The organism is Streptomyces sp. NPDC007929, from assembly GCF_042959065.1.
Classification (GTDB): domain Bacteria; phylum Actinomycetota; class Actinomycetes; order Streptomycetales; family Streptomycetaceae; genus Streptomyces.
This window is the reverse complement of record NZ_JBIBKD010000005.1, coordinates 646,291-672,315: the sequence shown is the minus strand read 5'-3', so window position 1 is coordinate 672,315 and position 26,025 is coordinate 646,291. Positions and strand designations below refer to the sequence as shown.

21 protein-coding genes are annotated in these 26,025 nt (G+C 69.2%); 13 read left to right on the top strand and 8 right to left on the bottom strand.

What is annotated here, in order from left to right:
- The first annotated feature begins 26 nt into the window (after positions 1–26).
- Positions 27–1,673 (top strand): PE-PGRS family protein, encoded by a 1,647-nt coding sequence (locus ACFZDE_RS20470; protein WP_391201276.1) that lies wholly within the window; start codon positions 27–29, stop codon positions 1,671–1,673.
- On the opposite strand, the gene ACFZDE_RS20465 is transcribed toward ACFZDE_RS20470, so the two are convergent.
- From ACFZDE_RS20465 to ACFZDE_RS20450, 4 genes are all read right to left on the bottom strand, one after another.
- Positions 1,603–2,445, bottom strand: a complete 843-nt coding sequence (locus tag ACFZDE_RS20465) for a PE-PGRS family protein (protein ID WP_391201274.1) — start codon at positions 2,443–2,445, stop codon at positions 1,603–1,605. The two genes, ACFZDE_RS20470 and ACFZDE_RS20465, sit on opposite strands and share 71 nt — an antisense overlap.
- Positions 2,446–2,588: 143 nt before the next feature.
- Complete coding sequence (locus ACFZDE_RS20460) at positions 2,589–4,118, bottom strand: LacI family DNA-binding transcriptional regulator (protein ID WP_391201273.1); 1,530 nt, start codon at positions 4,116–4,118, stop codon at positions 2,589–2,591.
- 51 nt (positions 4,119–4,169) lie between these two features.
- Positions 4,170–4,550, bottom strand: coding sequence for a helix-turn-helix domain-containing protein (locus ACFZDE_RS20455; protein ID WP_053212832.1), 381 nt, complete (start codon positions 4,548–4,550; stop codon positions 4,170–4,172).
- Between the two features lie 47 nt (positions 4,551–4,597).
- Entirely contained in the window at positions 4,598–4,855 is a 258-nt protein-coding gene (locus ACFZDE_RS20450; protein ID WP_087774237.1) for a helix-turn-helix domain-containing protein, read from the bottom strand.
- A 511-nt stretch (positions 4,856–5,366) separates the two neighbouring features.
- On the opposite strand from ACFZDE_RS20450, the gene ACFZDE_RS20445 reads away from it, so the two are divergent.
- From ACFZDE_RS20445 to ACFZDE_RS20420, 6 genes are all read left to right on the top strand, one after another.
- The gene (locus ACFZDE_RS20445) at positions 5,367–6,296 is read left to right on the top strand and encodes a hypothetical protein (protein ID WP_391201270.1); all 930 of its coding nucleotides are present in this window, start codon (positions 5,367–5,369) and stop codon (positions 6,294–6,296) included.
- Entirely contained in the window at positions 6,293–6,994 is a 702-nt protein-coding gene (locus ACFZDE_RS20440; RefSeq protein ID WP_079007754.1) for an ATP-binding protein, read from the top strand. The genes ACFZDE_RS20445 and ACFZDE_RS20440 overlap by 4 nt, the downstream gene beginning before the upstream one ends.
- Before the next feature lie 208 nt (positions 6,995–7,202).
- A complete protein-coding gene (locus ACFZDE_RS20435; protein WP_391201413.1) occupies positions 7,203–8,492 on the top strand; it encodes a hypothetical protein in 1,290 nt (429 codons plus the stop codon).
- A gap of 183 nt (positions 8,493–8,675) precedes the next feature.
- Positions 8,676–9,167: a plasmid mobilization protein gene (locus tag ACFZDE_RS20430; protein WP_391201268.1), complete on the top strand. Its 492-nt coding sequence runs from the start codon at positions 8,676–8,678 to the stop codon at positions 9,165–9,167.
- Complete coding sequence (locus tag ACFZDE_RS20425) at positions 9,164–10,900, top strand: relaxase/mobilization nuclease domain-containing protein (protein ID WP_391201265.1); 1,737 nt, start codon at positions 9,164–9,166, stop codon at positions 10,898–10,900. The genes ACFZDE_RS20430 and ACFZDE_RS20425 overlap by 4 nt, the downstream gene beginning before the upstream one ends.
- Positions 10,901–11,008: 108 nt before the next feature.
- Positions 11,009–11,389 carry a hypothetical protein gene (locus ACFZDE_RS20420; RefSeq protein WP_391201263.1) on the top strand — a complete coding sequence of 127 codons (381 nt, stop codon included), beginning with the start codon at positions 11,009–11,011 and terminating at the stop codon, positions 11,387–11,389.
- 229 nt (positions 11,390–11,618) lie between these two features.
- On the opposite strand, the gene ACFZDE_RS20415 is transcribed toward ACFZDE_RS20420, so the two are convergent.
- Together ACFZDE_RS20415 and ACFZDE_RS20410 are read right to left on the bottom strand one after the other, a co-directional pair.
- A complete protein-coding gene (locus ACFZDE_RS20415; protein ID WP_391201262.1) occupies positions 11,619–12,440 on the bottom strand; it encodes a DUF317 domain-containing protein in 822 nt (273 codons plus the stop codon).
- A gap of 161 nt (positions 12,441–12,601) precedes the next feature.
- The gene (locus ACFZDE_RS20410) at positions 12,602–12,955 is read right to left on the bottom strand and encodes a DUF317 domain-containing protein (protein WP_391201260.1); all 354 of its coding nucleotides are present in this window, start codon (positions 12,953–12,955) and stop codon (positions 12,602–12,604) included.
- 426 nt (positions 12,956–13,381) lie between these two features.
- Here ACFZDE_RS20410 and ACFZDE_RS20405 point away from each other — a divergent pair, with 426 nt between their 5' ends.
- From ACFZDE_RS20405 to ACFZDE_RS20395, 3 genes are read left to right on the top strand one after another with little or no spacing between them, the layout of a single operon-like run.
- Complete coding sequence (locus ACFZDE_RS20405; RefSeq protein WP_391201258.1) at positions 13,382–14,548, top strand: hypothetical protein; 1,167 nt, start codon at positions 13,382–13,384, stop codon at positions 14,546–14,548.
- The gene (locus tag ACFZDE_RS20400; protein WP_391201256.1) at positions 14,545–17,850 is read left to right on the top strand and encodes a hypothetical protein; all 3,306 of its coding nucleotides are present in this window, start codon (positions 14,545–14,547) and stop codon (positions 17,848–17,850) included. The genes ACFZDE_RS20405 and ACFZDE_RS20400 overlap by 4 nt, the downstream gene beginning before the upstream one ends.
- Entirely contained in the window at positions 17,850–20,480 is a 2,631-nt protein-coding gene (locus tag ACFZDE_RS20395) for an RNaseH domain-containing protein (protein ID WP_391201254.1), read from the top strand. The genes ACFZDE_RS20400 and ACFZDE_RS20395 overlap by 1 nt, the downstream gene beginning before the upstream one ends.
- 57 nt (positions 20,481–20,537) lie before the next feature.
- Here ACFZDE_RS20395 and ACFZDE_RS20390 read toward each other — a convergent pair whose 3' ends face one another.
- Both ACFZDE_RS20390 and ACFZDE_RS20385 read right to left on the bottom strand, forming a co-directional pair.
- Positions 20,538–21,491 carry an FAD-dependent oxidoreductase gene (locus ACFZDE_RS20390; RefSeq protein WP_391201252.1) on the bottom strand — a complete coding sequence of 318 codons (954 nt, stop codon included), beginning with the start codon at positions 21,489–21,491 and terminating at the stop codon, positions 20,538–20,540.
- Between the two features lie 10 nt (positions 21,492–21,501).
- Complete coding sequence (locus tag ACFZDE_RS20385) at positions 21,502–22,947, bottom strand: carph-isopro domain-containing protein (RefSeq protein ID WP_391201251.1); 1,446 nt, start codon at positions 22,945–22,947, stop codon at positions 21,502–21,504.
- A gap of 203 nt (positions 22,948–23,150) precedes the next feature.
- Between ACFZDE_RS20385 and ACFZDE_RS20380 the strand changes: the two genes are divergently transcribed.
- The 3 genes from ACFZDE_RS20380 to ACFZDE_RS20370 are packed head-to-tail and all read left to right on the top strand — an operon-like array spanning position 23,151 to position 26,024.
- Complete coding sequence (locus ACFZDE_RS20380) at positions 23,151–23,675, top strand: ATP-binding protein (protein ID WP_391201249.1); 525 nt, start codon at positions 23,151–23,153, stop codon at positions 23,673–23,675.
- A 43-nt stretch (positions 23,676–23,718) separates the two neighbouring features.
- Positions 23,719–25,029 (top strand): glycosyltransferase, encoded by a 1,311-nt coding sequence (locus ACFZDE_RS20375; protein WP_391201247.1) that lies wholly within the window; start codon positions 23,719–23,721, stop codon positions 25,027–25,029.
- Positions 25,026–26,024 carry an NAD(P)-dependent oxidoreductase gene (locus ACFZDE_RS20370; protein ID WP_391201245.1) on the top strand — a complete coding sequence of 333 codons (999 nt, stop codon included), beginning with the start codon at positions 25,026–25,028 and terminating at the stop codon, positions 26,022–26,024. The genes ACFZDE_RS20375 and ACFZDE_RS20370 overlap by 4 nt, the downstream gene beginning before the upstream one ends.
- Position 26,025 lies beyond the last annotated feature (1 nt).

The following is a 26,025-nucleotide window of genomic DNA, read 5'->3' as shown; positions in this document are numbered from 1 at the left end:
TGAGCACAGACGGTACGACGATCGCCATGCACCGATGGTCTCCGTTAAATGACCGGCAGCTCGCACTCCTCACCCGCATCGGGGACGGAGCCGACCCCGTCACGTCGGACAGCCCAGAGTTCGCCCTCACCGCCCGCGCGCTGAAGGAGCGGCGTCTGATCACCATGCCCAAGCAGGATGGGAAGTGGCAGGCGGAGATCACTGACGCGGGGCGCTTCTACCTGGAACACGGCCATCACCCGGACCGGCCGGAACCGGCGTCGCGCAAGCAGCGGTCGGCGGGTTCCGAGCAACGGACACGGCCCACCCCTGTTCCGCAGAAGCAAGACACAGCTCCGTCCACGACGAAGCCGGCGCCGCAACGCACCGCCAAGCCCCCACAGGCGTCGCCGGCGGAAATCGGAGCCGCCTTGATCGCGGAGGTACAACAGGCTGGGCGGTTCCTCCGGATCCCCAGCCCCAGCGACCAGGAGCGAGCCCGCTACCGCAGGGCTTTCGACGCAGCCCGGCAGTGTGCGCCCGAGGGGTACCACCTGAAGTACAGCGGCCGGGCGAAGGGGGACTTCTTCCTCGGACTGCTCAGGGTGTCGGGTGAGGACGACACCGAGTGGAACCGGATCCGGCTGGCGCGCAGCCGGGTGATCAGCGATGTCGAGGACGTGGTCGCCACTGTCACTGCGGACCACAGCGCCTTCGAGATCTCGGAGGAGGTCCTGCCCCGAGTCCTCTCGCTCCTCCGGCTCCTCGCCGAGCAGGCACTCGCCCGCCACGGCGAGATCACGGTGTCCAAGAAGCGCAAGCAGCCCAGGCCCCTGCTCACCGTCCACGGCAGGACGTACGAGGTCGGCTTCCGCGAACGGCAGAAGCAGGTCCGGTACGTGCCCAAGCAGCCGGGCCGTCGTACGTACGATTGGCAGCGGGTGACGCCGGCGCACAGGTTCGAGCCGTCCGGCGAGCTGGAACTGCTGATCAGCCAGCACTCGGGCTACGGCTACGGCCACAGCTACGGCTGGAAGAAGGAATGGGCCGACACCGCCAAGAAGCCGTTGGAGGAGCAGGTCGGTTCGGTGTTCCGGGCGCTGAAGGCGCGCGCGGAGGAGCAGGAGCGGGCTCGGCTGGAACGGGAGGCGGAGCAGCGGCGCCTGCGCGAGGAGCGGGAGCGGCAGGAGGCGGAGCGTCGGCGTCTGGAAGCGGAGCGGGAGGAGCGCGAGAGGCGGGAGTGGGAGTCGGCCGTCAGTGCCGCCTCGATCAAGGCGGTTCACGCTGCACGGGCGAAGCACTTCGGCACAGCCCTGGAGCAGTGGAAGGTGGCCGGAGAGATCCGGGTGTTCTGCGTCGCTCTGGACGAAGCCGCCGCAACATCGGACAACGCCGTCGAAGCCGAGAGGCTGCGAGAGTGGTCGGCTTGGGGGAAGGCGGAGGCCGACCGTCTGGATCCCACCATGAACAGCAAGGGCCTGGCCGCTCTCGACTTCCACATGGAGCCGACCGGAGATCAGCTGCGGCCCTTTCTCGGCGGCTGGAACCCGCACCGGCCGGAGAGGGAGCAGCCTGCGGCACGGCCCGAGCCGCCGAAACCGGACCCGGAGCCGTGGCATGGTTCTATCGACGCACGTCAGGATCAAGGCTGGCGATATGGACGCCAAGGTCGCGCTCAATGGTGGAGGCGATGACGCCGTGCCCACGGTCGCGTAGGGCCTTGACCGCCTTCTCCACCAGCTCGCCGAGCCTGATGACCTCGGCGCGCAGAGCGACCAACTCGTCGTAGCGGTCAGCCTTGTCCGCTCCGCACCAGGCCCGGACGGTTCGCAGGGCGGCCGCCTCCGCGTCCAACTTGCGGTCGTCCCGTCGGCTGTAGGGTCCCCAGGTGGGCCGTGTGCGTTCCTGCGCAATGTCCTGCTGCTTGCGGTCTACTTCCGGGAGGATCTCGTCGGCGAGGCGGCCCGCTACCTGACGGGCGACGCGCTCGGTGACCAGCCAGCCGGCCAGACACATGCCGGCGCGGTTCTCGTGCACCATCGGGTCACTGCGGAGCGCGGTGGCGTCCATGCCGATGAGCGGCGCCGTCTCGTCGAGTCGGCTCAGTTCCAGAACTCCCGCGTCCGCCACCCCTCGGCGGAGGCGCAGCCTGTTCTTCGGCCGAACGAACCCGAGGATCAAGCGCGCGGCCTCGAACTCCGTACCGCCCCGTACGTGGCGTGACGCCTCAGCCAGTCTGAGCTCTGCCTCGTCATCCGCGCGGAACGCGTCGACGTCTGACCACGGTGCTACGAGGCAGCCGGGGCTGACCCATTCCTGCAGGCCGGCGTCATCCCCTTCCAGGAACCGGATATGGACCCAGCCAGACCTGCCACGGTCGCCCACCCGAACGATCTCCACCCGCCTGACAGGGCTGCCCAGCTCCTTCGGCCTCGCGCGGTATGCCCAGTGCTCGCCAATCTCCATGTACCTATTGAGCCAGGTCCGTTGGCCCCGTTACTTGGCAATCGTCGCAACTGCTGGAGTGAGACGACCGTGTGGAGTTGACGCGGCCTCGCGCAGGCATCGGGAATACGGCAGTGGTCGCCGGAGGGCACAGCACTCTGTTGCTAAGACTTGGCGGGCACGCGTGACACTCCGCGTGCCCGCAGGAGATCACTCAGCACGCGCACTGGTGACGTGGCACTCATGGCCAAACGTGCGTCGAGCGCTGCCTCCCACTGCTCGGTCAGCCCCAGCATGAGACGCTTGCGCATGCCTGGGGTGACGTGGGCGTAGCGTGCCGAGACCGAGCCGTCGATGTGGCCCATGCGTTCGTCCATGAGCACCTTCTCGGTTCCCAGGTCCTCCATCATCGTCCGGTGGGTGTGGCGAAGGCCGTGGGGCGTAAGTCCCTTGGCTATCGGGAGCCAGCAGGCGTCGGCCCGGTCGCTGGCACCTCGCCCCCGAGCCGGGACGCCAGGCCAAGGCTCGCCGAGCAAGGGCACCGGCCGTGGCTCCTGCGGCGCCTTTTTCGGGTACCAGCCGGAGACCGCCGGCGTGAACAGCCAGGTTGCGAAACCGTTCCTGCGCCAGTGGGCGGCATGCTCCGGCACGACGCCGCCCCGTACGAACCGGAGGTCCGCGATGGCCTGCTCGACCTTCTCTCGCGTGGCCTCGGTGACGCGCTCGGGGTGGTTGAGGACGTTGGACACCGTGCCGGTCGAGACGCCGGCACGGCGGGCAACGTCGACGAGCTTCGCGCCCTGGTGGCCGCCCGTGCGCGCCGCACCTTGCCCTCGGAAGACGTAGGTCTTGCCGTGGCAGGGGCACGGCTTGGACTTCGTGCGGGCGATGTGGTTGGCGACCAGCGCGGACAGCCAGTCCTTCGAGTCGATGGTGCGGTAGCTGTCGTCCTTGGGCGGGCAGCGCACCAGCTCCCCCGTGTCGAGCTCGTACAGCTGCCACTCGACACGGACGGCTCCAGGGCGGACGAACGCGGTCTCCAGGCCGACGATCTCGCCCCAGCGCATGCCGGTGTACCCCTTGAGGACCACGGCGACGAACTCGTCGTCACGGCCCGAGAGCAGGGCGGCGCGCTCGGCGGTCAGCAGGATGCCGAGCGCGTCGGTGACCACCTTCTCCGGACCACGGTCTCGGGAGCGGCCGGCGCGCTTACCCCGTCCGCGACGCCGAGCGGCCGGGTTGGACGTGATCAGGCCCTCGTCGATCGCGTCCTCGAAGATCAGGTGGAGCGTCGAGCGCCAGGTCTTGACGCTGGACGCCGCGTAGAGGGCCTTCTCCTTCTTCTCCCACAGGTCGACGTCCGTGCGCAGGATGCCGGCGAGCGCCTTGTCCTCGAACTCGGGGAGCAGGTGCTCCTCGATGTGGCGCTTGTAGTTCTGCATGGTGGAGGCGGCCAGGTCCTGGGCCTCGTACCAGCGGTTCGCGTACTCGCCGAAGGTCTCCTGGCCGAGGGCCGGGTCGCGCCAGTCGCCGCGACGGTACTTGTTCTCGGCCTCGGCCGCTGCCCGTTGGGCCTCGCCCTTGGTGGCGAACCTGATCGCCTTGCCGTTCTCGTCAACGACCGTGTTGTGCTTGCCGGGCGCGACCTTGTACCGGCCGCGCCAGTAGTTTCCACGCTTCTCCGCGAAACCCAAGTCCCGCTGTTCCCCTCTTTCTTGTCCTCGGCCACGGCAGATGCGATCGGGTCACGCGACAGTGCTGTACTGCTGCTGTCGACGCGGCGGGCGGGCCCGCAGGCGAGTCGCCGGCGCCACGGCGGGGCGGCGACGTTGTGCGGAGTCGGTCTGCGTACCGGGCTCGGAGAGCGGCTCGGTCGCCCGGGCGGCTGTCTGCGCAGGCTGTGCCGGCCGCTCCTCGTAGAGGCGGATGATCTCGGCGAGGTGCTCGGCGGTGAAGCGGTAGGCGCGGCCGACCCGGGTGTGCGGGATCAGGCGCCGTCGCGCGCGGTCCTTGACCCACCAGGCCGAGCAGCCGAGGGTGTCGGCGATCTCCTCGGGGCGGTAGAGGCGGGGCGGAGGGGCGTCGGACGGCCTGTGGGGGACGGGCGCGGGCGTGGGTCGGTGCAAGGGGGCGGCTCCTGGTCGCGAGGGCGGGAGGGATGCGTGGGCGCGGCTCAGGTGGCGCCCGGGCCCTGGAGGAGGGCGAGGGGCGATACCTGCAGGGCTTCAGCGATGGCGACGAGGTCGTCGATATCGCATCGCCGCTTGGCGAGTTCGATGCGGGACAGCATCGTGTTGGACATAGGACGGCCCAAAGCGGTACATCGCGCGGCGAGTTGGCGCTGCCCAAGGCCGCGTTCCGTGCGGAGGATTTCAATGGTGCGAGCCGCCAGCATTCCTGCGGGTCCTATTTCCAGAGATCGTGCTGCCATGGCTCCAGTTGTAGCGTGCATTCGCCGGTTTGGTTAACCGGCGATCGTCGGCTATGTTGCGCCGCGCTCAATCGGTGAGCGAGGCGGTCGGGGTGCTGCGCAAGACCGGATCCCCGAACGGGTCCCAACACCAGAGACCCTCTCTGAAGTGGGGTGTTGTGTTGTAGCTTCGCCGCGCGCGGGGTGTCAACGGCTTCCGGATGTGATCCTTCCGGCTCGGGACTCGGGGCAACTATTTGGTCAACCGCCGATCGTGCCCTACCGTTTTTCGCACCGCCCTCGCCGATTCGATTTCCAGCGGCATTTCTGCCGTGAGAGATTGCGCCGGATAGGGCTGGACTTGCGCGCCGTGGGTGTGGCTATGTTGACGACACCCCGGAAAGCACAAGCGGTCATCAACGCTCCCGCGTCAACGGCCGTACATTCCCGCCCTTCACACCCGTCTCCGCCCCCGACCGACGGTGAACCGTGGGCACCCAACCCACCGGCCACCGAGTGAGGACCACCCCTCTTGGCACGAATCCGCACCATCAAGCCCGAAGCCTTCGTCTCCGAGTCCCTGGCCGCCGTCTCCCTGACCGCCGAGCGCACCTTCTTCGGCCTGCTCACCCAGGCTGACGACCAGGGCCGCCACCGTGACCACGCCGCGATCATCGCCGGGCAACTGTGGGTCCTGCGCCCGGAACACACGCCCTCCGCCGTCGAGCAGGACCTCGCCCAGCTCGCCGACGCCGGGCTGATATGCCGCTACAAGGGCACGGATGACAAGCGCTACCTGCACATCGTCACCTGGCGGCAGCATCAGAAGATCAACCGCCCCAGCGCGAGCCGCCTGCCAGCCTGCCCGCGCCACGACACGCCAGCCCCCGCGTCCGGCGTCGGCACGCCGGCTGCGGGGGCTGGCGTAACGGAGCCCGCACCGCTGTCTCCCGGAGCCCTTCGTGAGGGCTCCGGGCAAGTACGCAACCCTTCGGTGAATCCCGCTCCGAATGACGAACGTGCAGGTCAGGACGATTTCACGGAGTCCTCCGTGAGGAAGCAGGGAGGACTCGGTGCCGGAGCGGTGACGCCTCACGGTCCGGATCTAGGACCTAGGATCATGGATCTAGGAGATACCCCTTCGGGGGGCGCGAGCGCCCCCGCACCTCGCACCGTCTCGGCCAACCAGCTCATCGCCGAGTACGCCGCCGCTTGCACACACCGGCCACCCAAGGACGTCCTGGGCCATCTCGGCCAGCAGGTGCGCAAGCTGCTCGACGAGGGCATAGCCCCCGATCACATCCGGGCCGGACTCGGACTGCACCGCGCCAAGCGCCTGCACCCCAGCACGTTGCCGAGCCTCGTGCACGAAGCCATGAACGCGGCCCCCGCCGCGCCGGTTGTCCACAGGGCGTGGACAAACCCCGCCGATGTCGAAGCCGCCTACGGAGGTGACCTCTGACCGCCACCCTCACCCGCGAGCCCCACCGGGTCGGCCCGCTCGCCGACCGGCTCAATGGCATCCTTGCCAGTCGCGGCATCGACCTCGCCAGCGCGGCCGTCGAGGAAGGGCACGCCGAGCCCGTCACCGCGCTGGAACTCGCCGACGCCAGGATCCCCGCCCGATACCGCCGAGCCCTGGCCGACCACCCGAAGGTCACCGCCTGGGCCGACGAGATCGCCCGCGCCGGACGGCCCGGCCCCGGGGGGCCGGGCATCGCCGAAGGCCCGTCGCTGCTGATCGCCGGCCCCACGGGCACGGGCAAGACGTACCAGGCGTACGGCGCCATCCGCACCCTGCTCGCCCGTGGCGTCCGCCTGCGCTGGGAGGCGACCACCACCGCCGACTTCCACGCTCGCCTGCGTCCCCGCGCCGGCCATGACGCCGAACGTGAACTGCAGACTCTGGCGCGCTGCCCGCTGCTGTTCCTGGACGACCTCGGTGCGGCCAAGACCAGCGAGTGGACCGAGGAGCTCACCTACCGGCTCATCAATCACCGGTACGAGCACATGCTCCCCACCCTCATCACCACCAACCTCCCGACGGAGCAGCTACGCGTCGCCCTCGGTGACCGCGTCGCCTCCCGCCTCGCCGAGATGACCGAGCGCGTCATCCTCAAAGGCCCCGACCGACGACGCCGCACCGCGCCCTCAGCCTGACCGGCCTCCCCACCTGCCTCGCCGCGCCGCGCGCTCACGCCTGGCCTGCGCCGGCCCGCGCGGCAGGACCGCTCAACGCTCCGCCGGATCGTCCGGCCCTCCCCGGTTCCTCTACACCTTGGAGACCCTCCTGCCTTCTCTGGCCCTCGTTTCCCTGGCCACCCGGAACAGCGGCACGCCATTCCGCCCGGACTGGGTCACCTCCCCGGTGACAACCCTGGCGCTCCTCATATCTCTCGTGCTGCTGGGCCTGCTCGCCGGATGGCTGATTCGCCAGCAGCGCCGCCGGCCGCCCGGCAGCAAACGCTGGCGCGGGACAGTTGCGGTGCCCGTCGCGGCCATGGCCGCTCTCGGCTGCACCGCCTACAGCGCGGACACCAGCTGGCGGTTCGCCGCCGACTATCTCGACATGGGCGGCACCGCCGAGCGCGTGGCGATGTTCGCCGTCGCAGAGCTGGCCCTGTTCGCCACCGCCCTGATGGCCCGGCAGAATCTCAACGGCCCGAAGCAAGCACCCGGCCTGCCCGGCACCCTCACCTGGGTCATCACCACCGTGCAGATCCTGCCTGCCTACGCCGAGTCCGGGCTGGTCGGCGGCACAGTGCGAGCCTTCGTCGGCCCGGTCATGGCCGCGATGCTGTGGCACCTGGCCATGGGCATCGAGCTGCGCCACCGCACCCCCGACGCCGCCTCACGCGGCCTGGCCGCCGTCCTCGTCCGCCAGGCACGCGAACGCCTGCTCGCCCGGCTCGGCATCGCCGACCAGGACGCCGATGCCGCCCGCCTCATCCGCGACCGCGCGCTGAGCGAAGCCGTCGCCCTGATCCTGCGCGCCGAGTCGATGACCGACCGCCAGCGCGGCAAGCGACGGCAACGACGCCTGACGGAACGCCTGCACGAGGCGCTGGAGCGGGCCGGCGTCGACGGCGACCCGCTCCAGGACGAGCTGCTGCTGCGCAAGCTCGCCACCCGCAAGCAGGCCCTTGACCTCGCGGCCATCACATTGCCGCCGCGCTGGCAGATTCCGGCCTCGTCCTCCACCCGAGAGTCCGGGTATGGCCACCCGCGCTCCGACCGCCTGGAAGCAATGCCGCGGGCAGAGGACGCTGCCCGTCCTCACCCATCAGAGCCGGGTGACGACGAGGTGCCTACGGCTGCCCGCCCGCAGCCTGCCCGCCCGGGTCCCGGGCTGCCCGCACGGGCAGAAGCCGAAGACAGCCCGGCGCCGACGGGCAACAGCGCGGGCAACGTGTCGGGCAGGCGCGAGCGGAAGGCGGCTGCCCGGAAGAAACGCGACGCGGGCAAAGCCCGTGCCTCCGACGAGGTCATCCTCAAGCACGCTCGCCGCATCTATGAGGAGACCGGCAGCGTCGGACGCGACCGGGTTGAGGACGCCCTGCGCGCCGTCGGCTACACCGTCTCCAGCGACGGCGTCGGACGAGTCGTCCGCGAGTTCAAGGCTCAGCTCAAGGCAGCAACCGGCGATCCGCTCCGCTGATCCCCGCAGTACCAGCACTTCCGACCAGACCCCGACCCGAAGGGCCCCATGCACGCCCCGCACCACGAAGACCCCGTGCCTCACAAGCAATCTCTGCTGATCACCCCTGCCCCAGGCGGAGCAAGTTGGAGGTCCGGACACTCCCCCGCAGGGGGAGCGCCCGAACCCGACCCCGCCCCGGGGGTGGCGGGTCCCGTCCGGCACCAGGGGGCGCCGGACGGGAAGGCTGCGACCGAGGGCGGACCGCAGCCAGGCAAGGCCAGCCCGAAGGGCAAGGCCAGGAAGGGGAAGTCGCGTCCGCGTGACAAGAAGCAGCGTCCCGCTCACAGTGTCCGCCTCAACGACCAGGAATTCGCTCTGATCCAGTCCGGCGCCGACCACGTCGGCATGAGCGTGGCCGGGTTCCTCGCCCACTCCGCCCTGGCCGCTGCCCGCGACCAGTCCCGCACCGCAGCAGCCATCGCCACCGAGCGGGACATCCTGACGGCCCTGTTCGGTGTGCGCCGTCAGCTCGGCTGGGCGGGCAGCAACGTCAACCAGATCGCCAAGGCACTCAACTCTGATGCCGACGCGCCGCACTTCGCCGCCGCCCTCGCCGACCTGCAACGCGCCGCACAGGCCGTCCAACGGGCAGCCGACAGGGTCGCCAACGGACAGGAGGAACAGGCGGCTTGATCCCCCGGATCCACCAGCAGGGCAGCAACACCCTCGGGCTCCTGCACTACCTGTACGGCAAGGGCACCCACGAGGAGCACATCGACCCACACCTGGTCGCTTCCTTCGACGGCATGGCCGCCGACCCCGGCCGCGACCCCTCGGCGACGAAGAAGGACCTCCAGCACCTCCTCGACCAGCCCCTGTCCCTGCTCGACGCGGACCGGCGTCCCGACAAGCACGTCTGGCACTGCTCGGTGCGCGCCGCTCCCGACGACCCGATCCTGTCCGACGAGCAGTGGGGCGACATCGCCCGCCGCATGGTCGCCGCCACCGGCATCGACCCTGGCGACGGCGCCGGCTGCCGCTGGGCAGCCGTCCGGCACGCCGACGACCACATCCACATCATCGCCATACTCATCCGCGAAGACGGCCGCCGCCCCGACCACCACCGCTCCGGAAAACGCGCCCAGGCCGAGTGCCGACTGATCGAAAAGGAACTCGGCCTGCACCAGGTCGCGCCCGGGGACGGCACCGCCGCCAAGCGGGCCACCAGCGCGGAGCGGCACAAGGCCGAACGCACGGGCAGGCAGCGTCCGGCGCGGGAGGAGCTGCGGGAGACCGTACGGCGCGCTGTCGCCGGCGCCGGCAGCGAGGAGGAGTTCTTCAACCGGCTGGCCGCCGCCGGTCTTCTGATCCGTAAGCGCGTCGCGCCCTCAGGTGACCTGCTCGGCTACAAGGTAGCCCTGCCCGACGACCGCAACGGTGAGAAGGAGCCGGTGTTCTACGCGGGCTCGACGCTCGCACCCGATCTGTCCCTGCCCCGCATCCGCGAACGCTGGGCCCTGCCCGTGAAGGCTGTGACCTCGGCGAACGGCTCCGGGCGGGAACAGCCGGTCCGGCCGGACGTGACAGGTCCCGCGTTCGCGCGGCGCCGGGCCACCGCAGCCACCTGGCAGGCCCTCCTGGTCATCGATCACGGTGATGACGGCGCGGCAGCGGCGCAGATCGCTGCTGCGGGTGAGGTGCTGGACGCGCTGGCCAAGACCTCCGCCGCCCATACCCGCGCCGAGCTGCGCGAGGCGGCGTTCGTGTTCGAGCGGGCCAGCCGCTCCCACGTGAAGGCCGTACGCGGGCACGACCGGGCCCTGCGCCAGGCCGCCCGCGACCTCGTCCACAGCGGCCCCGCCCTGGGCCGAGGAGAAGACGGCGCCACCACCGCCATGCTCATCGACATGGCCTTCTTCCTCGCCACAGCTGCGGCGAACTGGCACGCCAAGAAGCACCACAGCCAGCAGGCCGCAGCAGCCCGGCAAGCCGCCGAACACCTGCGCGCCGCCTACCAAGCCGCCGCGGCCGAGTCCATGGCCGTCCTCCGCCAGCGAGGCCAACGCCTGGCCCCGCGTGCTCGGCAGCGGCAAGCCGACCTCCTGCACGAGGTGCTGCCGGATCTGGCCGCACAGGTCCAGGCCGAACCCGGCTGGCCCGCCCTGGCCGCCACCCTCGACGACGCCCGGAAGGCCGGCCATGACCCGACCGCCCTGCTGACCGAAGCCGCCGGACGGCGCGAGCTCGACACCGCCACCTCCATCAGCGACGTCCTGGTATGGCGCCTGCGGCGCAGCGCCCACCTGCCCGCCCTACCCGAGCACCCCCACGACACACCCGCGCGAGGCAGTCGGCGCCAAGGGGCCTTGGCACCCCGCGCGCTGCCGAAGCAGGGCGGCCTGCACGACCCCATCCGACGGCGCTGACCAGCGAAAAGCCAGTGGAACATAGCCGACGATCGGCGGTTGGGCAAACCGCCGAATCTCCGGATCATTGATGCCTCCACCCACCCCATTCCTGTGAGGAGCACCCGTATGCCCACAACCCAAGCCCGGCCCGAGATCGTCGTCCTGCTCTGCAACGCGGACATCAAGCACAAGCGTGAAACCAACACGTGGAACCACCTCGACGGGCGCCCGTTCAGCAAGGAGGAACGGGCCCTCGTCCTCAGCGCCACCCGCGTCGAGTTCGAAGAGATCCAGGAACAGTTCAACCGATACCGGGAGTACCGGCGCACGGTAGACGAAGCTCCGGATGTCCTTGAGCAGTTCCTGGCCCCATTCATGGAGCGGCTCGCCGAGAAGAAGCTCGGCAACGCCGTCGAGCTCATGAACGAGGACGAGCGAGCCGAGCTCGATCACCTCCTCGGCCTCATCGTCGGACCAGTCCGTCCCTTCGCCCCGTACACCTTCTAACCGGGAAGACCAGCGTGGCGGTGCCCCGCTCCCAAGCCAGAGCCAGCCTCTGACACACAGAGCCAAGGGCGTTCAGGCGGTAGCCGGTACAACGCACCGCCGCGAATGAAGCACGGACCGCTCCCTGTAACCGCGGACCGTGACGCCACGCAGACGCCGGCCGAGACACAGCAGCACGAAGCCGGGCCTCCCCTCGGGGAGGCCCGGCTTCCATACGTTGAACGGGCCCTCAGCTGGCTGGAGCGCGCAGGAGTCGCTCGCGTGTGCTCTCCGGCAACACCCGGCGCAGGACCGGGGCGCTGGAGCTGAGGGAGCCGGCGAACGCGGCGACGAGGTCGTGCGGCACGCTGACGCTGAACGACGCGGCCCACAGGTAACCCGCGCCGAACACCGGCTCGGCCCACGCCTGCCACCCCGCCAGGGTCGCCTCGCCAACGTCGGCCACCAGCGCGAGCGGGTCGCCATCCTGAATGAGGGGCGGCACCTCACCCAGGTGGATGTGGGAGGCGAACGTCGGGTCCACCGCTCCGGTGCCGGGCTGGTCGACGTCGCGCAGCCAACCGTGTGCCGTTACCGCGTCGAGGACCAGCTCGGGGCCACCGCACTGCAGAGCGGGCTGATCGCGGGCGTCGAGCCCGGCAAGGAAGCCGGCGAGGACCTCCCCCGGGACATCGGGGGTGAAGTAGGCCGACCACTGGGCGAGCGGACTGCTCGGGTCCGTACGCGCAGACACTTGCCAGGCGATCGGCAGGTTCCCCAGGTGGAACGGCTCGTCCGACAGAACCCACTGCGCCCACCGCAGGGAGTCGGGGCTGAAGTGCAGGACAGTGCTGCGCAGGACCTGACGGTCCTCCGGCGCCTCATCCGGCTCCTGGCGCCCGCGGACGATCGTCAGGTTCGTCCAGCCCAGACCGGCGAGCGTGTCAGCGACGGCGTCGTAGAGGCGTCCGTCGTCACCGGCCAGGTGCCGGGGCCCGACCCAGTACGCGGACGGGACGCAGGCCGGAGCGGGTGGATCGATCGGGAAATCGGGATGCAGGTATACCTCCAAGGGGTTGGGGGCTGGGGCTTGATGCCGCCAGTGCTGCGTGCAACTGGATGGACGTGCCGGACTGGCCTTCCGGCGACCTCGGGTGGCAGATACCGGTCCACCCCGTCTCGCCCGCACCAGGCAGACGACAGGTTCCCCAGGGGCGCCGATTCGTCTGGCTGTCACACCCGCTGGGAGGTCTCCAGCACGCACGCGACTGCGGCAGCGACGACATCCGCCGGCGTCTCGGTGTCGAAGGACATCTGGTAGCCGCGCACCTTGGCCGTACCGGTGACGGCGATCTTCCACCCCTCGCCGTCGGTACCAGGACGCCCGAGCGGAAACCATCCAAGGTAGAAGCGACCATCCTTCGAATTGACGTGCACGTCCGCGCGGTCGTCCACGACCAGGTGGAAGTCGTCGGCGGAGAACTGATCCATCACGAGCGTGGCCTGACCCGGGCCGAGCAGCCACTCACGCAGCCGCAGGGCCTCGACCGTGGTGGAGAATCCGGGGCCCTGGGGTGCCGCAGTCACGGGCAATCACCTCTTTGACCTGGAGCTTTTTGCGAGAAGGTCGTCCAGGTTCACATGCTCTTGCGGCGTTGGCCAGTCATTCATGGATCTTTGCTGTCTGCCCCCGGCGAACTGAGACACAGAGCGCCAGACCTCGCGGTTCAACCGCGGAAAGCGGCGTGCGCGCAGTGGGGGCAGTTCCACACCATGCCGATCTTCGGGCGGGGGCGCTTATACCGAGGGGCACTGACATCGCTCCCGTGACTGCGATCAGTTCAAGCCACCTTCGGGCTCTTCATCACGTGCCTTGACGATTGCGCGTTCTACGGCGCGCCCCATTTGACGAGGTGCTAGCCGAACCAAGAGCGTGCTCGTTCCGTACCTAATCGGCTGAAAAGCGCGCACCCTGGCGGTCACTTGCGGCGCCGTGGGTCACCCTGATCAGCCATGGCGCGCGAACAGAAGGATTTGGCGCTGACCGACGCGGTCGGCGCCCGAACGGCCACAGTGAAGCTGGTTGGTGACCTGACGACGGCCGGGCTGCGTGCCGCGCAGGCATGGACGGTTCGCCGGGAGCAGCCAGAGGCATGGCGAGAGGTCTCGCGCATGCACGGGGTCTTCCTCAGCCTGCTGTCTCCCGGCTGCGGGCCGGCGACGCCGCGCGACCTGATCAAGTTTCTCCACCGCCCCATGAGGGAGTGGGTGCCGCTCGACTGGGACTCGCTACCCGACGAGGTCGGCTCTTTCAAGATCCTTGGGGCGGACGACTTGCTGACCGGTGATGCCGTTGAGTATGGGTCCGACTACAGCGAGGCTCTCTTCGAGGACCACGAGGCCGGCATCGATTGGGTACCTCGGTGGGCCAGGCAGACGTTCGAAAGAGTCGAGCGCGCCATCTACGGGGTGCTGTCGTCAGCTGGGCAGGAGGAGTACGTCGCCACAAGGCAGATGCTGATCGAGGTACCGGCGGGCACGGCGGACCGCGTCAGCGACGAGCTGCACGCGCGCGGCGCGCTGCACACCGAGGCATATGAGTCGCTGCCACCGGACCGGCAGTTCGTGATGGGGTCCGAGTCCTGGTACGTGCCGTGTCCGACGTGCAAGTGGCCCATGCACGTCCAAGGCGCGTCGCTGGCGTGTCGTTATCCTCCGCACTTCGGCCGGTTTCAGGTGACGGACGAGCGTGACGGCAGCGGCGTGCCGCGAGTTCGCGGTCCCGTGGTGGCGTCCGCGCTCAGCGCTGCCGATGTGGTGTGCGTGCATGAGGCGGTCTGGCGCTACATCACGGTCCCCGGCGTCACCGAGGTTGCCTTGATGAGGTGGCTGGCGGATCAGGCTGGAATCGGCGGGGACGCGGTGACGAAGTGGCCGCACAAAGACAGGTGGGACATTACCGTGCGGGCTGGCGCCACCATCTTCGAGGTCGACCTCAAGGACACCAGATCCCCGTCGAAGATCACCGCCAGGCCACCCCGGGCCCGGCACGTCGTGGTGCCCGACTACCGGGCCTGGCAGGTCGCCCAGCTGCGACGCTCACTTCCCGCGGGCTACGAGGTGCGTACGGTGCGCGCGTTCAAGACCGCGATCCGGAACGCCCTGAAGGAGGCGCGGTGAGCGGTCGCTCCCTGGCCACTATGAATGTGCAGCGTCTGAGCACGCTGGCCGCGCTGGCTCTGGCAGCACGACTGTTCCCGAATCGCTCGGAGGAGCCCTTCCGTCACGCTTCGGCGATCCGTGACGCGCATTTCCTCCTGTCCGGGCATACCCACCTGTGGAACCGCTACGGGGAGCTGTCGTGCGAGGACACGCGGCGAGTCACCAGACTTCTGTGGCACCGACCCGCTCGCTTGGCGATCCTCGCGGCCTTCCGCCGGGCGGTCGAAGACCTCTTCGACTCGCCCGATCTGCCCGAGGGATTCGCGGCTCTTGACGACGAGCATTACTTGGTGACCGTCCATCAGCGTCTTGCATCGCTGGTGGACCAGGTGTTGGAGGAGCTAGATGGTCGCCGGGCAGCGGCCGACGAGGGACGGAGCCGGGATCTGGCCCTCCAAGGTCACTTCCGCATCGGCACCCAGATCCCTGACCCGAGCCGCCCCGGCAACGGCGTGATCCAGGCCCACTACGTCCTCGACCTGCCCCAGATCCAGGCGCCGCTGCCGGACTTCGGTAAGCCCAAGGAATGCCTCAGGCTGCAGGTGCCGATCGACGCACTGCGCGCGATCGCGGACGCGCAGGACCGCGCCTTCGGGCAGAGCCACCGGCGCAAGAGCCTGGAACGGCTCTTCAAGCACATCCGTCGAGCCGACGGCTCCCTGCTCGCCGACGGCTTCCTCATCCTGGACGCCGGCTTGATCCGCGTGCTGAGCGCCTGCACGGGTTCGGGCAAGAGCGTCCTGGCCAAGCTGCTCGCCGCGTGGGGCGTGAAGAACAACCTGGTGACCGGGATCGTCGTGCCGCGCAACGACAGCGTGCTCTCCTTCACCCGCGCGATCCGCGAAGAGCTGCACGCACTCGGTCTCCAGGACGCGGTCGTGGTGCCGCTGATCTCCCCGAACAGCATGCAGGAGGAGGCCGAGAAGGTAGCTCGCAGCCTCATTGAGGAAGGGCGAGCCCAGGAGGCGGATGAGGCGTACGGCGAGTTCGCCTATGGATGCGCCATGCAGGCTAAGTCCACCAACACGCAGGACGTCGACCTGTGGCAGCCCGGCCACGAGCGGTGCTCCGACTTCGAGGGGACCGATCCCGAGAGCGGTGAGACCCGGCGCCACCGCTGTCCGTGGTTCGCGCGCTGCGGGAAGCATCGTCATCAGCTGAACCTCGACAAGGCCGACGTCATCATCACCAACCACATCAACCTGATGTCCGGCCGCCTGCATATCCCTGTCCTGGCCGAAGGCGACGTGCGCAACCACATGACCGTCGAGGAAGCGCTCCTTCGGCTCACCCACGTTCTGCTCATTGATGAGGCGGACGCCTTCCAGGCCACTGGGTTCGCCAAGAGCGCCCACCACGTCACGCTGGCCCGCTACGGCAGCCGGCAACCCAGCGCCCTGCAAGAGCTCCACGACCAGTTCAGCATCCGCGCCGGTGCCCTGATGTACGAGCTGGAGCGCTACATCCACCCCAAGATCACCCAAGCGCGCTTCCTCGCCGAGAGCTATGTCAGCAACGCCGCGCATGGGCGTATCGCCCAGAGAGGGCCCAACGAACGCAACCGCCAGCAGCTGGCCCGCCGTCGCCTGATCATCCCGCGCCGCTGGGACGCCTGGTGCACCGCACGCCTGTGGCGGGCACCTGACGGCGAGTCACCCACGCGCGAGCAGATCGATACCTTCCGCAAGCTGTTCAACCCGAAGGAGGAAGCACAGCTCACGGGCGCGAGGGTCCCGGTCGTACCGGGGGTCGGCGAGAGCACTCGCGAACACCTGACCCAGTTGCGCACCGAATTGCTCGACGCGACCGCGCTGCGCGAAGGCACCGATCCCGTCTTCGACAACGTGCACGCGCGGATCGCCGCCGCCGCGCGTCCCCTCCTGGACGAACACCTTGCCGATGACGACCGCGAACTTCTCGTCGATCTTCTCGTACGCAGGGCGTACCTGGAACAGATCCGCGCCCAGATCGAGTACGTGACCAGGTCCGGCACCTCACTGAAAGCCTCCGGTATTACGGCGGCCAACGAGCTGACCGAGATGCTGGAGGACAACAACCAATGGCATGCCGCCCCCTACGGTCCCCTGGGGGCGCCGGTATTCGGCTTCACGGCCATCCACGACATCGAGGACAAGCACCGCACCGAACTGGCCCTGACCTCCTTCGCGGGCGACCCGCACGCGTATACCGCACAACTCGGTGACACCACCGCGCTGGCGCTGTGCGGTCAGCGCCGCATCGTGCTCGGGCTGTCCGCAACCGCCCACATGCCAGGCGGGACCATGCACCACCTGATCACACCCCCTACCTGGTACGTCCCCGACGACATCACCGGCTCCCTCGTACTGCGGTCGCTCACCTTGCGGGACGAGCGGAACAACCCCATCCGGATTTCGGGAACCTCCGACATCTACCGGGACCAGGCCCATCAACAGATGGGCCGCGCCCTGTGGTCCCAGCACATCGTCCAGCACTTGAAGAAGCTCGCCAGCCGCCCTGCAACCGCACACCGCGCCCGCATCCTCGTCGCCTGCACCTCCTATGTCGGCGCCGCTCAACTCGCCGAAGGAATGATCTCCGCCGGCGCGGACCCGGAAATGATCGCGGTCGCCACCCGTGCGAGCGACGAGAACACGGTGCCGGCCCACTACCGGCGCCGCCCCGCCTGGTACGAGATCCCCTCGGACGCGCTCGAGCGCTTTCCCCACCACCCGACCGCCAAGATCCTCATCGCGCCGCTCGCCATCGCCGAGCGTGGATTGAACATGGTCGATCACAGCGGCCGGTCCTTGGTGGGCGAGGTCATTCTCGCCGTCCGCCCGATCCCGCTTATGGACGAACCCGCCCAGCTCCTCGCCCTGATCTCAAGCCGCGCCTACAGCAGCGTCACCCGCTCGGCCGACCCCGCGGAGACGCTCCGGCACCTGGCCATCACCTCCAGCTCCGTTCACGAGGAGCTTTTCCGCAGCCACCACTTCTTCCAGTCCCTGCCGAACAAGGTTCGGTTGTCGATCGTCGCCGAGATGCTCATCGGCATCATCCAGCTCGGTGGCCGAGTACGCCGGGGCGGCGACCGAGGCGTCCTCTACCTGGCTGACTACGCCTTCCACAACCCCTCCAGCGGCAGCGACCTGCCACGCCTGATCCGCGAACTGCGGGAGGGATGGAGCCGGAGCGGCGAGCTGGAGCTTCTCCAGAACATCTACGGCAGCACCCTCCGGGCGATCTTCGACTTCGCCGACGAAAGGACCAGCAACTGATGGCCGCCGCCCCCACGCGCCTCTACACCACCGACTTCCCGCTCAGCCCGGATCTGATGGGGCAGGTGTGGCTCTACCCTCTCACCCCGGAGTTCGAAGACCTCTGGGAGATCTGCGAACGGCAGTGGGATCCCGAGGAAGGGTTCCGGACTCCACACGGCGCCCTGCGCGTCGCACTTGGCACGGTCACCGGCCGAATGATTGTTTTCACCGTCGCCCGCAGGCGCGAGGTTCGGCCCGGTGAGGAACGGAGCCTGATCGTCGCCGATGGTCCTCTGGACCCCAGGCTCACCACGAGGTGCTTCGACGTCTGGCAGAAGCTGCACTTCCGCAGCGTCCGGGACGGGCAGCTCCTCAGCCGCCACATCGACTTCGAGCGCGCCGTGTGCCGCCCCCTGTCCGATGTTCTCAAGCGGGACGAAGCCGGGTACGTCATCGGGCCCTGGTGGTGGAAAGACGCCGCCGGCTGGGCCGTCATCCAACGCCTCGCCGCACATCCCATGGTCGACAAAGCCGATCCCGCTCAGCGCGCCACGACCTTCCGCGTCGGGCTGGGACACGACGCCAAGAGGCTGGTGGCCTGGGACTATCCCTACTACCGCACCATCTACCAGGGAAGGTCGAACGAACGGACGGGATGGGCGATGGCCTATGTCTCCGTTACCGGAGGAACTCAGCGCGGCCTGCCCGACCCGGTTCTCCGCTTCGACTGCCACGTCACGCGCGTTGCCGACCACTGGAGCAACGTCAAGACGGTCACCCTCAACCACCCGCAGTTCGACACCCTCCTGCGCGTCCCGGTACGCCACGTCTCCCAGCGCGACCCTGACGGCGAGAAGCTCCGAGATAAGAACGGCCGCCTCATCTGGAAGACGGAGTTCCGCGGCCACACCGCCGCCATCGTCCAGGCATGCGGCCTGACTCCCGTGACGTTGCCCGACAAGGCTGACGGGGACCTCGAACGCGTCCGCGCCGTCTTTCGCAACAAAGGCAGTCACCTCGTCGGCAAGGGCGTGGGTGCGTACTTCACCCTGCGCATGGCCACCCACATCGCCGATGTCCTCGGCGTCCAGCCGATCACATACGACAAATCCCGCTACACGATCCCGGGTGCCACCATCACCCGCGGCCCCATCCCAGCCAAGAAGCTGCCCCCGGCGCTGGAGGCCGCCGGCTGGAAGTCCATGCGCCTGGTCGTCGTCCACGCCGCGGCCACCACCCCCCGCCGCGTAATGCGCCAACTCCGCCTCGACTACGGGGTGCCGATCCCCGAAGCCTTCGTCGGATCGGACGCCGGGTTCGACGCGAAGATCGTGGACGTCGCGCCAGGCATCACAGTGGAGTTCCGCAAGATCCCCGAACTGACCATGCACGGATCCCACGACCGCACGAGCATCGTCCGATCCAGTGGCTTCTTCCACTCCGACGACCCCGACCGGCTCGTCGCCGCCATCTGCGAAACCACCTGGGACGGTAAGCCCATCCCCAACGACGGCAAGCCCTCCACCCGCAAGGCACTCGCCGCAGCCGGGGTCGTCAGCCAGTTCCTCACCGTGGCCGACGTCCCGACCAAAGACGAGGAGACGGACTTCCGCACCAGCGCGGCCTTGCGCCACATCTTCCAGAACGCCGGCATCATCGATGACCGGCTCGCGCGCGCGACGTGCGCAGCGCCCGATGTCCGTATGGAAGCGCCGCTGACGGAACCCGTCACCGTGGTCGGTATCCACCTGCGCCGGCACAACTACCGGCGTGTACGCGGCCAGGCACCCCGGCGGCCCAAGCTCGTAGCTTGCCTGGTCGCGATGCACTTCACACCCGACGCCGAGACCCCGCCGTACACCGAGATGTACCACAATGGCCGGTGGCTGCGCTTCGCCGAGGGACGGGCTGTCTACCATGCCAGCGAGATCGGCAACGAGAACTGGGGCCGGGACGGCAACGGGGCCCGCGCGGTCCGCGACCACATCGAGACCGCCTTGGACAGCCTCGTCCTCCCGGAGGGTTGCAACCGTGTTGTCCTCGTGCTCGACAAGGAGGGCAGCCGGAGCATCTACCCCGGCATGGGCGACAACCCGTTCGCCGGCGGTCTGCTCCCGGGTCGCGGCCTCGCCCAGGACGGCGTGGACGTGGCCGTTGTCCGGATCGCCTTCGGCCACCACGCGGCCCGGCCTGCCACGGTCTACCGCGACGGCGCCGACGACCTCGCCACTATGAACCCCAGCTACCGGCGGACTCTGATCTTCGAAAAGAGGCACCCCCACGAGACGGTGTGGATGCTCACGCAGCAGTCGCGTCAGCAGGCCGGCAACTCACCCATGCTGCGTGAGGGCAACCGGCGAACTCGGGAGGACTTCCACACTCTCCCCTTCAATCCCATGAACAAGGACCTCCACGCCACCAGCCGCATCGAAATCGCTATCCCCAGCCCAGGTGGCTGGGAGTCCGGCGACCTCGTGGCTTTCATCGCCCGCCAGTGCGACCAGGCCGTCGCGTGGGACCACCGCACCCTGCGCTCCGCCCCGCTCCACCTCGCCCACCACTCCGACAGGGACCACCCCGACTTCGGCAGCCACGATCCGGGTGACGGCGACGCAGGGGACGGCGAGCTGGAAGAGGAGCTGCTGTAGCTATGCACGTCGTGCGCCGTGCTCAAGACCGGTGCCATGTTGCTCGCCGGGGTCGGATCACTTGGTGGCCAGCAACGTCCGAGCCTCCTCGGCGCACCCCCACGACAGCGTGACGCCGGCGCCTCCGTGCCCGTAGTTGTGCACGACCACAGTGCCGTCCTCCCCCATTTCTTCCTCAACACGGACCGTGGCGCGGGTCGGTCGAGCGCCGATCCGGTGCTCCAGGACACGGGCCTCGGCGAGGCGGGGCTCGACCTCGGCACAGCGGGCGAGGATGCCGGCAGCCGCCTTGTCGTCGGGGGCCAGATCGCCTTCGCCGTCGATCGCCGTGCCGCCCAGGACCACGGTGTCGCCGTGGGGATAGAAGCACAGGAGGTCCGGAGAGAGGCCGGTATCCTCCGAGAAGAACTCGGTCAGCCCGGGGTTGGTGACGACGACGTGCTGACCGCGGATGGGCCGGAGGTCAGGGTTCGGAACCAGGTCGCGCGCCCCGAGGCCCGCGCAGTTGACGATCGCCGAAGCCGGACCGGCGTCCGAGAGCGAAGTCAGCCGTCGCTGCTCGACCACACCCCCGGCATCGCGGAGCCGGCGCAGGAGGTAGTCGAGGTAGGTGGGCATGTCGATCAGTGGCACGGTGAACCGGTAGCCCGCCGTGAAGCCGGCCGGTAGTTCGGCCCGCTCGCACGGTCGGAAACCTGGCAAAGTGGTGGCCCAGTCCGGGGCGGCTTCGGCCGTGCGGGATGCCTCGATGCCACTGGTGAGTCGGACGCCCGTGGCCGGGTCCTGGGCCAGCTCCCGGAAGATCTCCAAGGACCGTTGCCCCCACTGGTCGACCTTGTCCTTCGGCTCGACCAGGTAAGGCCCCCACATCGCCCCGGCCGCCAGCGACGTGACCCCCGGCACCTGCTCAGCGATCACGTGCACGGAAGCCCCGGCCTCGGCGAGAACCACGGCTGTGGTGAGCCCAGCCACCCCAGCCCCGACAACGACAACACGCTCCCCTGCGGTCATGGACCTGACCTTAACGGCCGGGTTGCGTCGATGGGGCATGTTGGGCGAGGGCGTCCTCCAGGGCTGGCAGGAAGCCGCGCACGTGAGGGTTGCGCTGTCGGCGACGGAGGTCGGCGGCAAGCTGGTGGAGCAGCGCCGCGCTGCGAGGCGAGCGGACGGCATCAAGACGGTCGGCGGCGATCTGGCCGATCTCGCAAGCTGCCTCCAGGTCTCCGTGCGCGCTGTGGCCCAGGGCCAGCCAGGCTCCCTCGAACATGGCTCGGCGCTGGCTTGGGTCGCCGCGCGGGACGTCGTACGCCCCAGATCTGAGCATCTCGGTCCCTTGGGCGAGGAAGCGGCGACTCTTCTTTCCGCTCTCCGCCTTCTGCTGGGCACGACCCATTTGAATGAGGCCGTAACCGGCCTGGCAGTCCAGGTGGTTGTCGGTGAGGAAGTACATCCACCGGGGCTCTTCTTGGCTGCCGTCCCGGCTTGCGATCAGTTCGCGGGCAGCGCCACGAGTGTGGGCGAAGTCGTTGTCACGGCCAGCGGCGGCGTAGGCGTACGCGAGTCGGGACAGGACGGATGCCCGGACGGCCAGCGGGGCGGCGTCGCTTGCCCGGCGGGCGGCCTCACCGAGCGCAATGGCGTCCGCGGGGTGTCCTCGACTCGCCGCCTGGAAGGAGAGGTCGCCCAGAATGTGGGCACACAGGGGAAGATCATTGACCTGATGCGCGGCCCGGAGCGCCGTGACGAAGTAGCGCTGCGCCAGTCCGTGATCGGCCGCGTCGAAGGCCATCCAGCCAGCCAGCTGGCCGATCTCCGCGAGCGCGCGGATCAGACGGCTCGCGACAGCCGGAGAGTGGCCGCCTTCGCGAATCAGCAGCCCGACAGCCCGGAACTGCGCTCCGACGTAGGGCAGATGGCGTGCCCCTCCGTGCTCGTCATCGAGTAACTGGAGCATGGGAAGGTGCTGCTCGACCTGGTCCACGAGCGGATCGGTGCCAAGCGACGACGTCATTCGGGGCGTGTACTGACCGCGTCCCGCGGTGCCGTCGAGGTACTGGGCGACGATCGCGAGGAGTCCCGCACCCGAGATCGCGAGGAACCGGCGACGGTCGACGAGCCCTCCCACCACCCAGTCCTCCACGATCGCCTCCATGCCCTGCGCGGTCCAAGGTCGCGCGAGATCCGTGTTCGCGGGGACCAGCGCTGACGAGTCGCCCACACGGCCCTGCCACAGTTCGGCCACCGAGACATTCCTACCCAGCTCCTGGGAGAGCACGTAGGCGGCCATCATCGGCAATGGCGAGCGCGGCAGGGCGCCGGCGTCCCGCCAGTGGTACGGCGCCGACTCGGCCACCGTCCCCGCGCCGAAAACTCGGTTGAGCTTGCGAGCGAGCGCCTTCGGGCTCCACCCGAGTTCGTCGAGGCACCCCGCCAGTACGACGTTGGGCTCGCCTGTCTGCGGTGCCACGTGCGACCACCCTTCGCTCCAGTGGTTCGTCCATCACTTCGCAGCCCCCATGGTGATGCCCCTGGGCGGACGATTCACCACCGTCACATGGAAGTTGACCGAGTTGACCCACTGATCGGGTCCTGCCTGACCGTCCCCCTCCTGTGTTCTTGGATCTCGGCGGAGGCGCCTGTCTTCCGAGCCGACGGAGAAAGAGGTGGGTCTTGAGACAGCACACGAGCACCTCCCCAGGCCGACCGGGCGATGTGCTGGACCGTGACGCCGAACGACCGGCCTCCGCCCCCGGACGCGGGCTCGTCGCTGGCGATGGCACAACCACCCTGATCACGGATCTGCCGTACGGACCAGAAGCGGCCGAGGTCGCCCGGGGTGCCGTGACGCTGGCGCTGCGTGGCACTGAGACGGACGTACTTGCTGACGCCCGCCTGATCGGATCAGAGCTCGCGACGAACGCCTTCGTCTCGGGCAGTCCGCCGTTGGTTCTGTGCGTCGACCGCAGGAGTCTGGCCAGTGGTGGCCTGGAGATCGAGATCACCGTCACCGACAGCGGCTGTTCCCGCCCGGCACCCGCTTCTCCCGCCGCTCCCGACGAGCAGGCCGAATCAGGACGGGGACTGGTCATCGTCGATGCCTTGGCCGATGCCTGGTCGCTGACCACTGGCACCCACGGCTCTCGCGCCTGGTGCCGACTCACCCACAGGCCGTGCCCTTCGTCTGCCGGCGCCTGATGTCCACGCCTGCCCAAACCGTCCTTCAAGGAGGCATCACACAGTGCGCATCGACCATGCGACTGCCCCACCCTCACGCACGGCTGTGCCGGAGACCGCTCGCCAGCCCAGGGTCGTCGTCGCTCTCCACGAGGGCTTCTACGGCGCGGAGTCAGGCACCGGCTTCAGCAACCGCGCCTTCCTCACGGCACTGGCCCGGCTCCTGCCGGTAGGCCGCCTCTCAGTGATCACGCCGCACGTGTCCGAGAGCGCGGGAGCGCACGATCAGCGGTGGGCCGGCGAGGTGCGGCAGATGCTGCGACAGGCCGCGGCCGAGGTCATCACGATCCCGAAGGTCAACGCGCCGCCGGACTCGGTCCGCGGCTCGGTTCAGCTGTGCGACCTGGCGGGCGAGGCGGCCATACGCATCGCCGCGCGGGCAAGCCGGTGCCTCCTCGTCGGCCTCGACATCCCGTTCCTCGGGCTCGCGCCCTACACGTCGCCGACCACTGACCTGCTGCTCGTGCCCCGCTCCACCACCGCGCTGACGCGGCCCAAGGACGTCTCCCGCGTCCGCTGGGAGCGGGACGCCCTGCGAGCGGCGACACTCCGAGGTGCGCGCGTCGGGGCTATCTCCTCCCACATGCGAGGCCACCTCGTCGTCAACTACGCCGTCCCTCGATCGAGCATCGTGAGCATTCCGAACGGGCTGATCCGTGAGGAGATGATCAGGCCGGCCACGGCTCTTCCACTGCCTTTCAAGGCCCGCGCCGGATTCCTTCTCGCCATGGGCCGCGCAGTCCCGACGAAAGGCTTCGAAGACCTCTTGGAGGCGTTGCGTCTGCTGAAGGAACGCGGTGTCCCCGTTCCTCACATGCTCTTGGCTGCCGTGACCTCGGAGGAACACAAGCACCCCTCCTCGTATCAGCAGGACCTGGCGGCAGATATCCGCGCGCACGATCTGGACGCGACTCTGATCACTCGCTTCACCCCCGCGATCCGCGCTTGGTTGCACAGCCCGGCCCTGCGCGTGGTCATCGTTCCCTCTCGCGAGGAGCCCTTTGGCCGGATACCCCTGGAGGCGTTCGCAGCCGGTGCGGGCCCAGTGGTCGCGACCACGGCCGGCGGCCTGGCTCAGACCGTCATCGACGGCGAGACCGGTTTCACGGCCGCACCGCAGGACCCCAGGTCCCTGGCATCCGCCCTGCACCGGGCCCTGACCGTCCTGCCCCGAGAACGCGATCGGCTCCGGAGCGCCGGGGCGGCCCTGGTGCGCTCCCGCCACGACTACGAGGCCAGCGTCGGTTCCGTCATGGACCGCATCGCCCCTTGGGCGCTGGCACGGTCAGCCACCGTGGAGGGCCGCGCGCGATGAACCAGCCGGTGGTGCTGATCAGCCTGGAGTCCCCGCACTCCTTCTGGCGGCTGTCCTCCGAGCACGAGCGTGCGCTGTCCGCCGTCTTCCCCGGCGTCGAGTTCCGCAGGGCGACCGAGGAGGCCGTGCCGCACCAGCTGGCCGACGCACACGTCTACTTCGGGTGGCGATTCGCGCCCTCGTGGCTGTTCGCCGCGCCACACCTGAAGTGGATCGCTTCCCCGGCCGCCGGCACCGACCATCTGCCCGTCGCCGAGGCGCACTCTGTCGGGGTGGCCCTGACCCGCTCGTACGGCTTCCACGGCAGGCCCATGGCCGAGCACGCCATTGGCCTGGTCCTGGGCTTCTCCCGCGGGCTGTTCACCAGCCAGCGCGTCCAGCGGAACCGTGCCTGGTGGAAGGACGACCTGGCCGAGGAGTTCTTCGACCTGGCGGGGGCGACGATGACCATCGTCGGCTGCGGCAGCGTCGGACGCCACCTCGCCCAGGCCGCTCGGGCCTTCGGCATGACCGTCATCGGAGTGCGCCGGACACCATCTGCGGCTTCCGAGGACGGGATCACGTGGGTGCACACGACGGCGGTGCACCAGGCGGTGTCCGTCGCCGAGGTAGTGGTCAATCTGCTGCCCGCGACCCCGGCGACGGACGGCTACTTCGACCACAACCTCTTCTCGGCGTGCAAGCCCCGCTCTCTCTTCCTCAACCTCGGCCGCGCGGCAACCGTCGACCAGCCGGCCCTCCTGGCCTCCCTCGATACCGGCCACCTGCGCGGCGCCGCCCTGGACGTGTTCGATCCGAAACCGCTGCCTGCCCGCCATCCGCTGCGGCTCCACCCCCGGGTCGTACTCACCCCCAAAAGCTCGGTGTTCTGCCGCGCGTACATGGACGAGGCGGTGGCGTTCTTCGCCGACAACCTGCACCGCTACCTCTCGGGCCAGCCCCTCAACGGCCTGGCCGAGGCGCCCGCCACCCGCTCTCCGCTCGCAGGAGGCTGAC

Excerpts from the sequence above, each read along its gene's own strand:
- ACFZDE_RS20470 (WP_391201276.1), top strand. The coding sequence starts at position 27 with ATGCACCGATGGTCTCCGTTAAATGACCGGCAGCTCGCACTCCTCACC.
- ACFZDE_RS20465 (WP_391201274.1), bottom strand. The coding sequence starts at position 2,445 with ATGGAGATTGGCGAGCACTGGGCATACCGCGCGAGGCCGAAGGAGCTG.
- ACFZDE_RS20450 (WP_087774237.1), bottom strand. The coding sequence starts at position 4,855 with ATGGCAGCACGATCTCTGGAAATAGGACCCGCAGGAATGCTGGCGGCT.
- ACFZDE_RS20420 (WP_391201263.1), top strand. The coding sequence starts at position 11,009 with ATGCCCACAACCCAAGCCCGGCCCGAGATCGTCGTCCTGCTCTGCAAC.
- ACFZDE_RS20405 (WP_391201258.1), top strand. The coding sequence starts at position 13,382 with ATGGCGCGCGAACAGAAGGATTTGGCGCTGACCGACGCGGTCGGCGCC.
- ACFZDE_RS20395 (WP_391201254.1), top strand. The coding sequence starts at position 17,850 with ATGGCCGCCGCCCCCACGCGCCTCTACACCACCGACTTCCCGCTCAGC.
- ACFZDE_RS20390 (WP_391201252.1), bottom strand. The coding sequence starts at position 21,491 with ATGACCGCAGGGGAGCGTGTTGTCGTTGTCGGGGCTGGGGTGGCTGGG.
- ACFZDE_RS20370 (WP_391201245.1), top strand. The coding sequence starts at position 25,026 with ATGAACCAGCCGGTGGTGCTGATCAGCCTGGAGTCCCCGCACTCCTTC.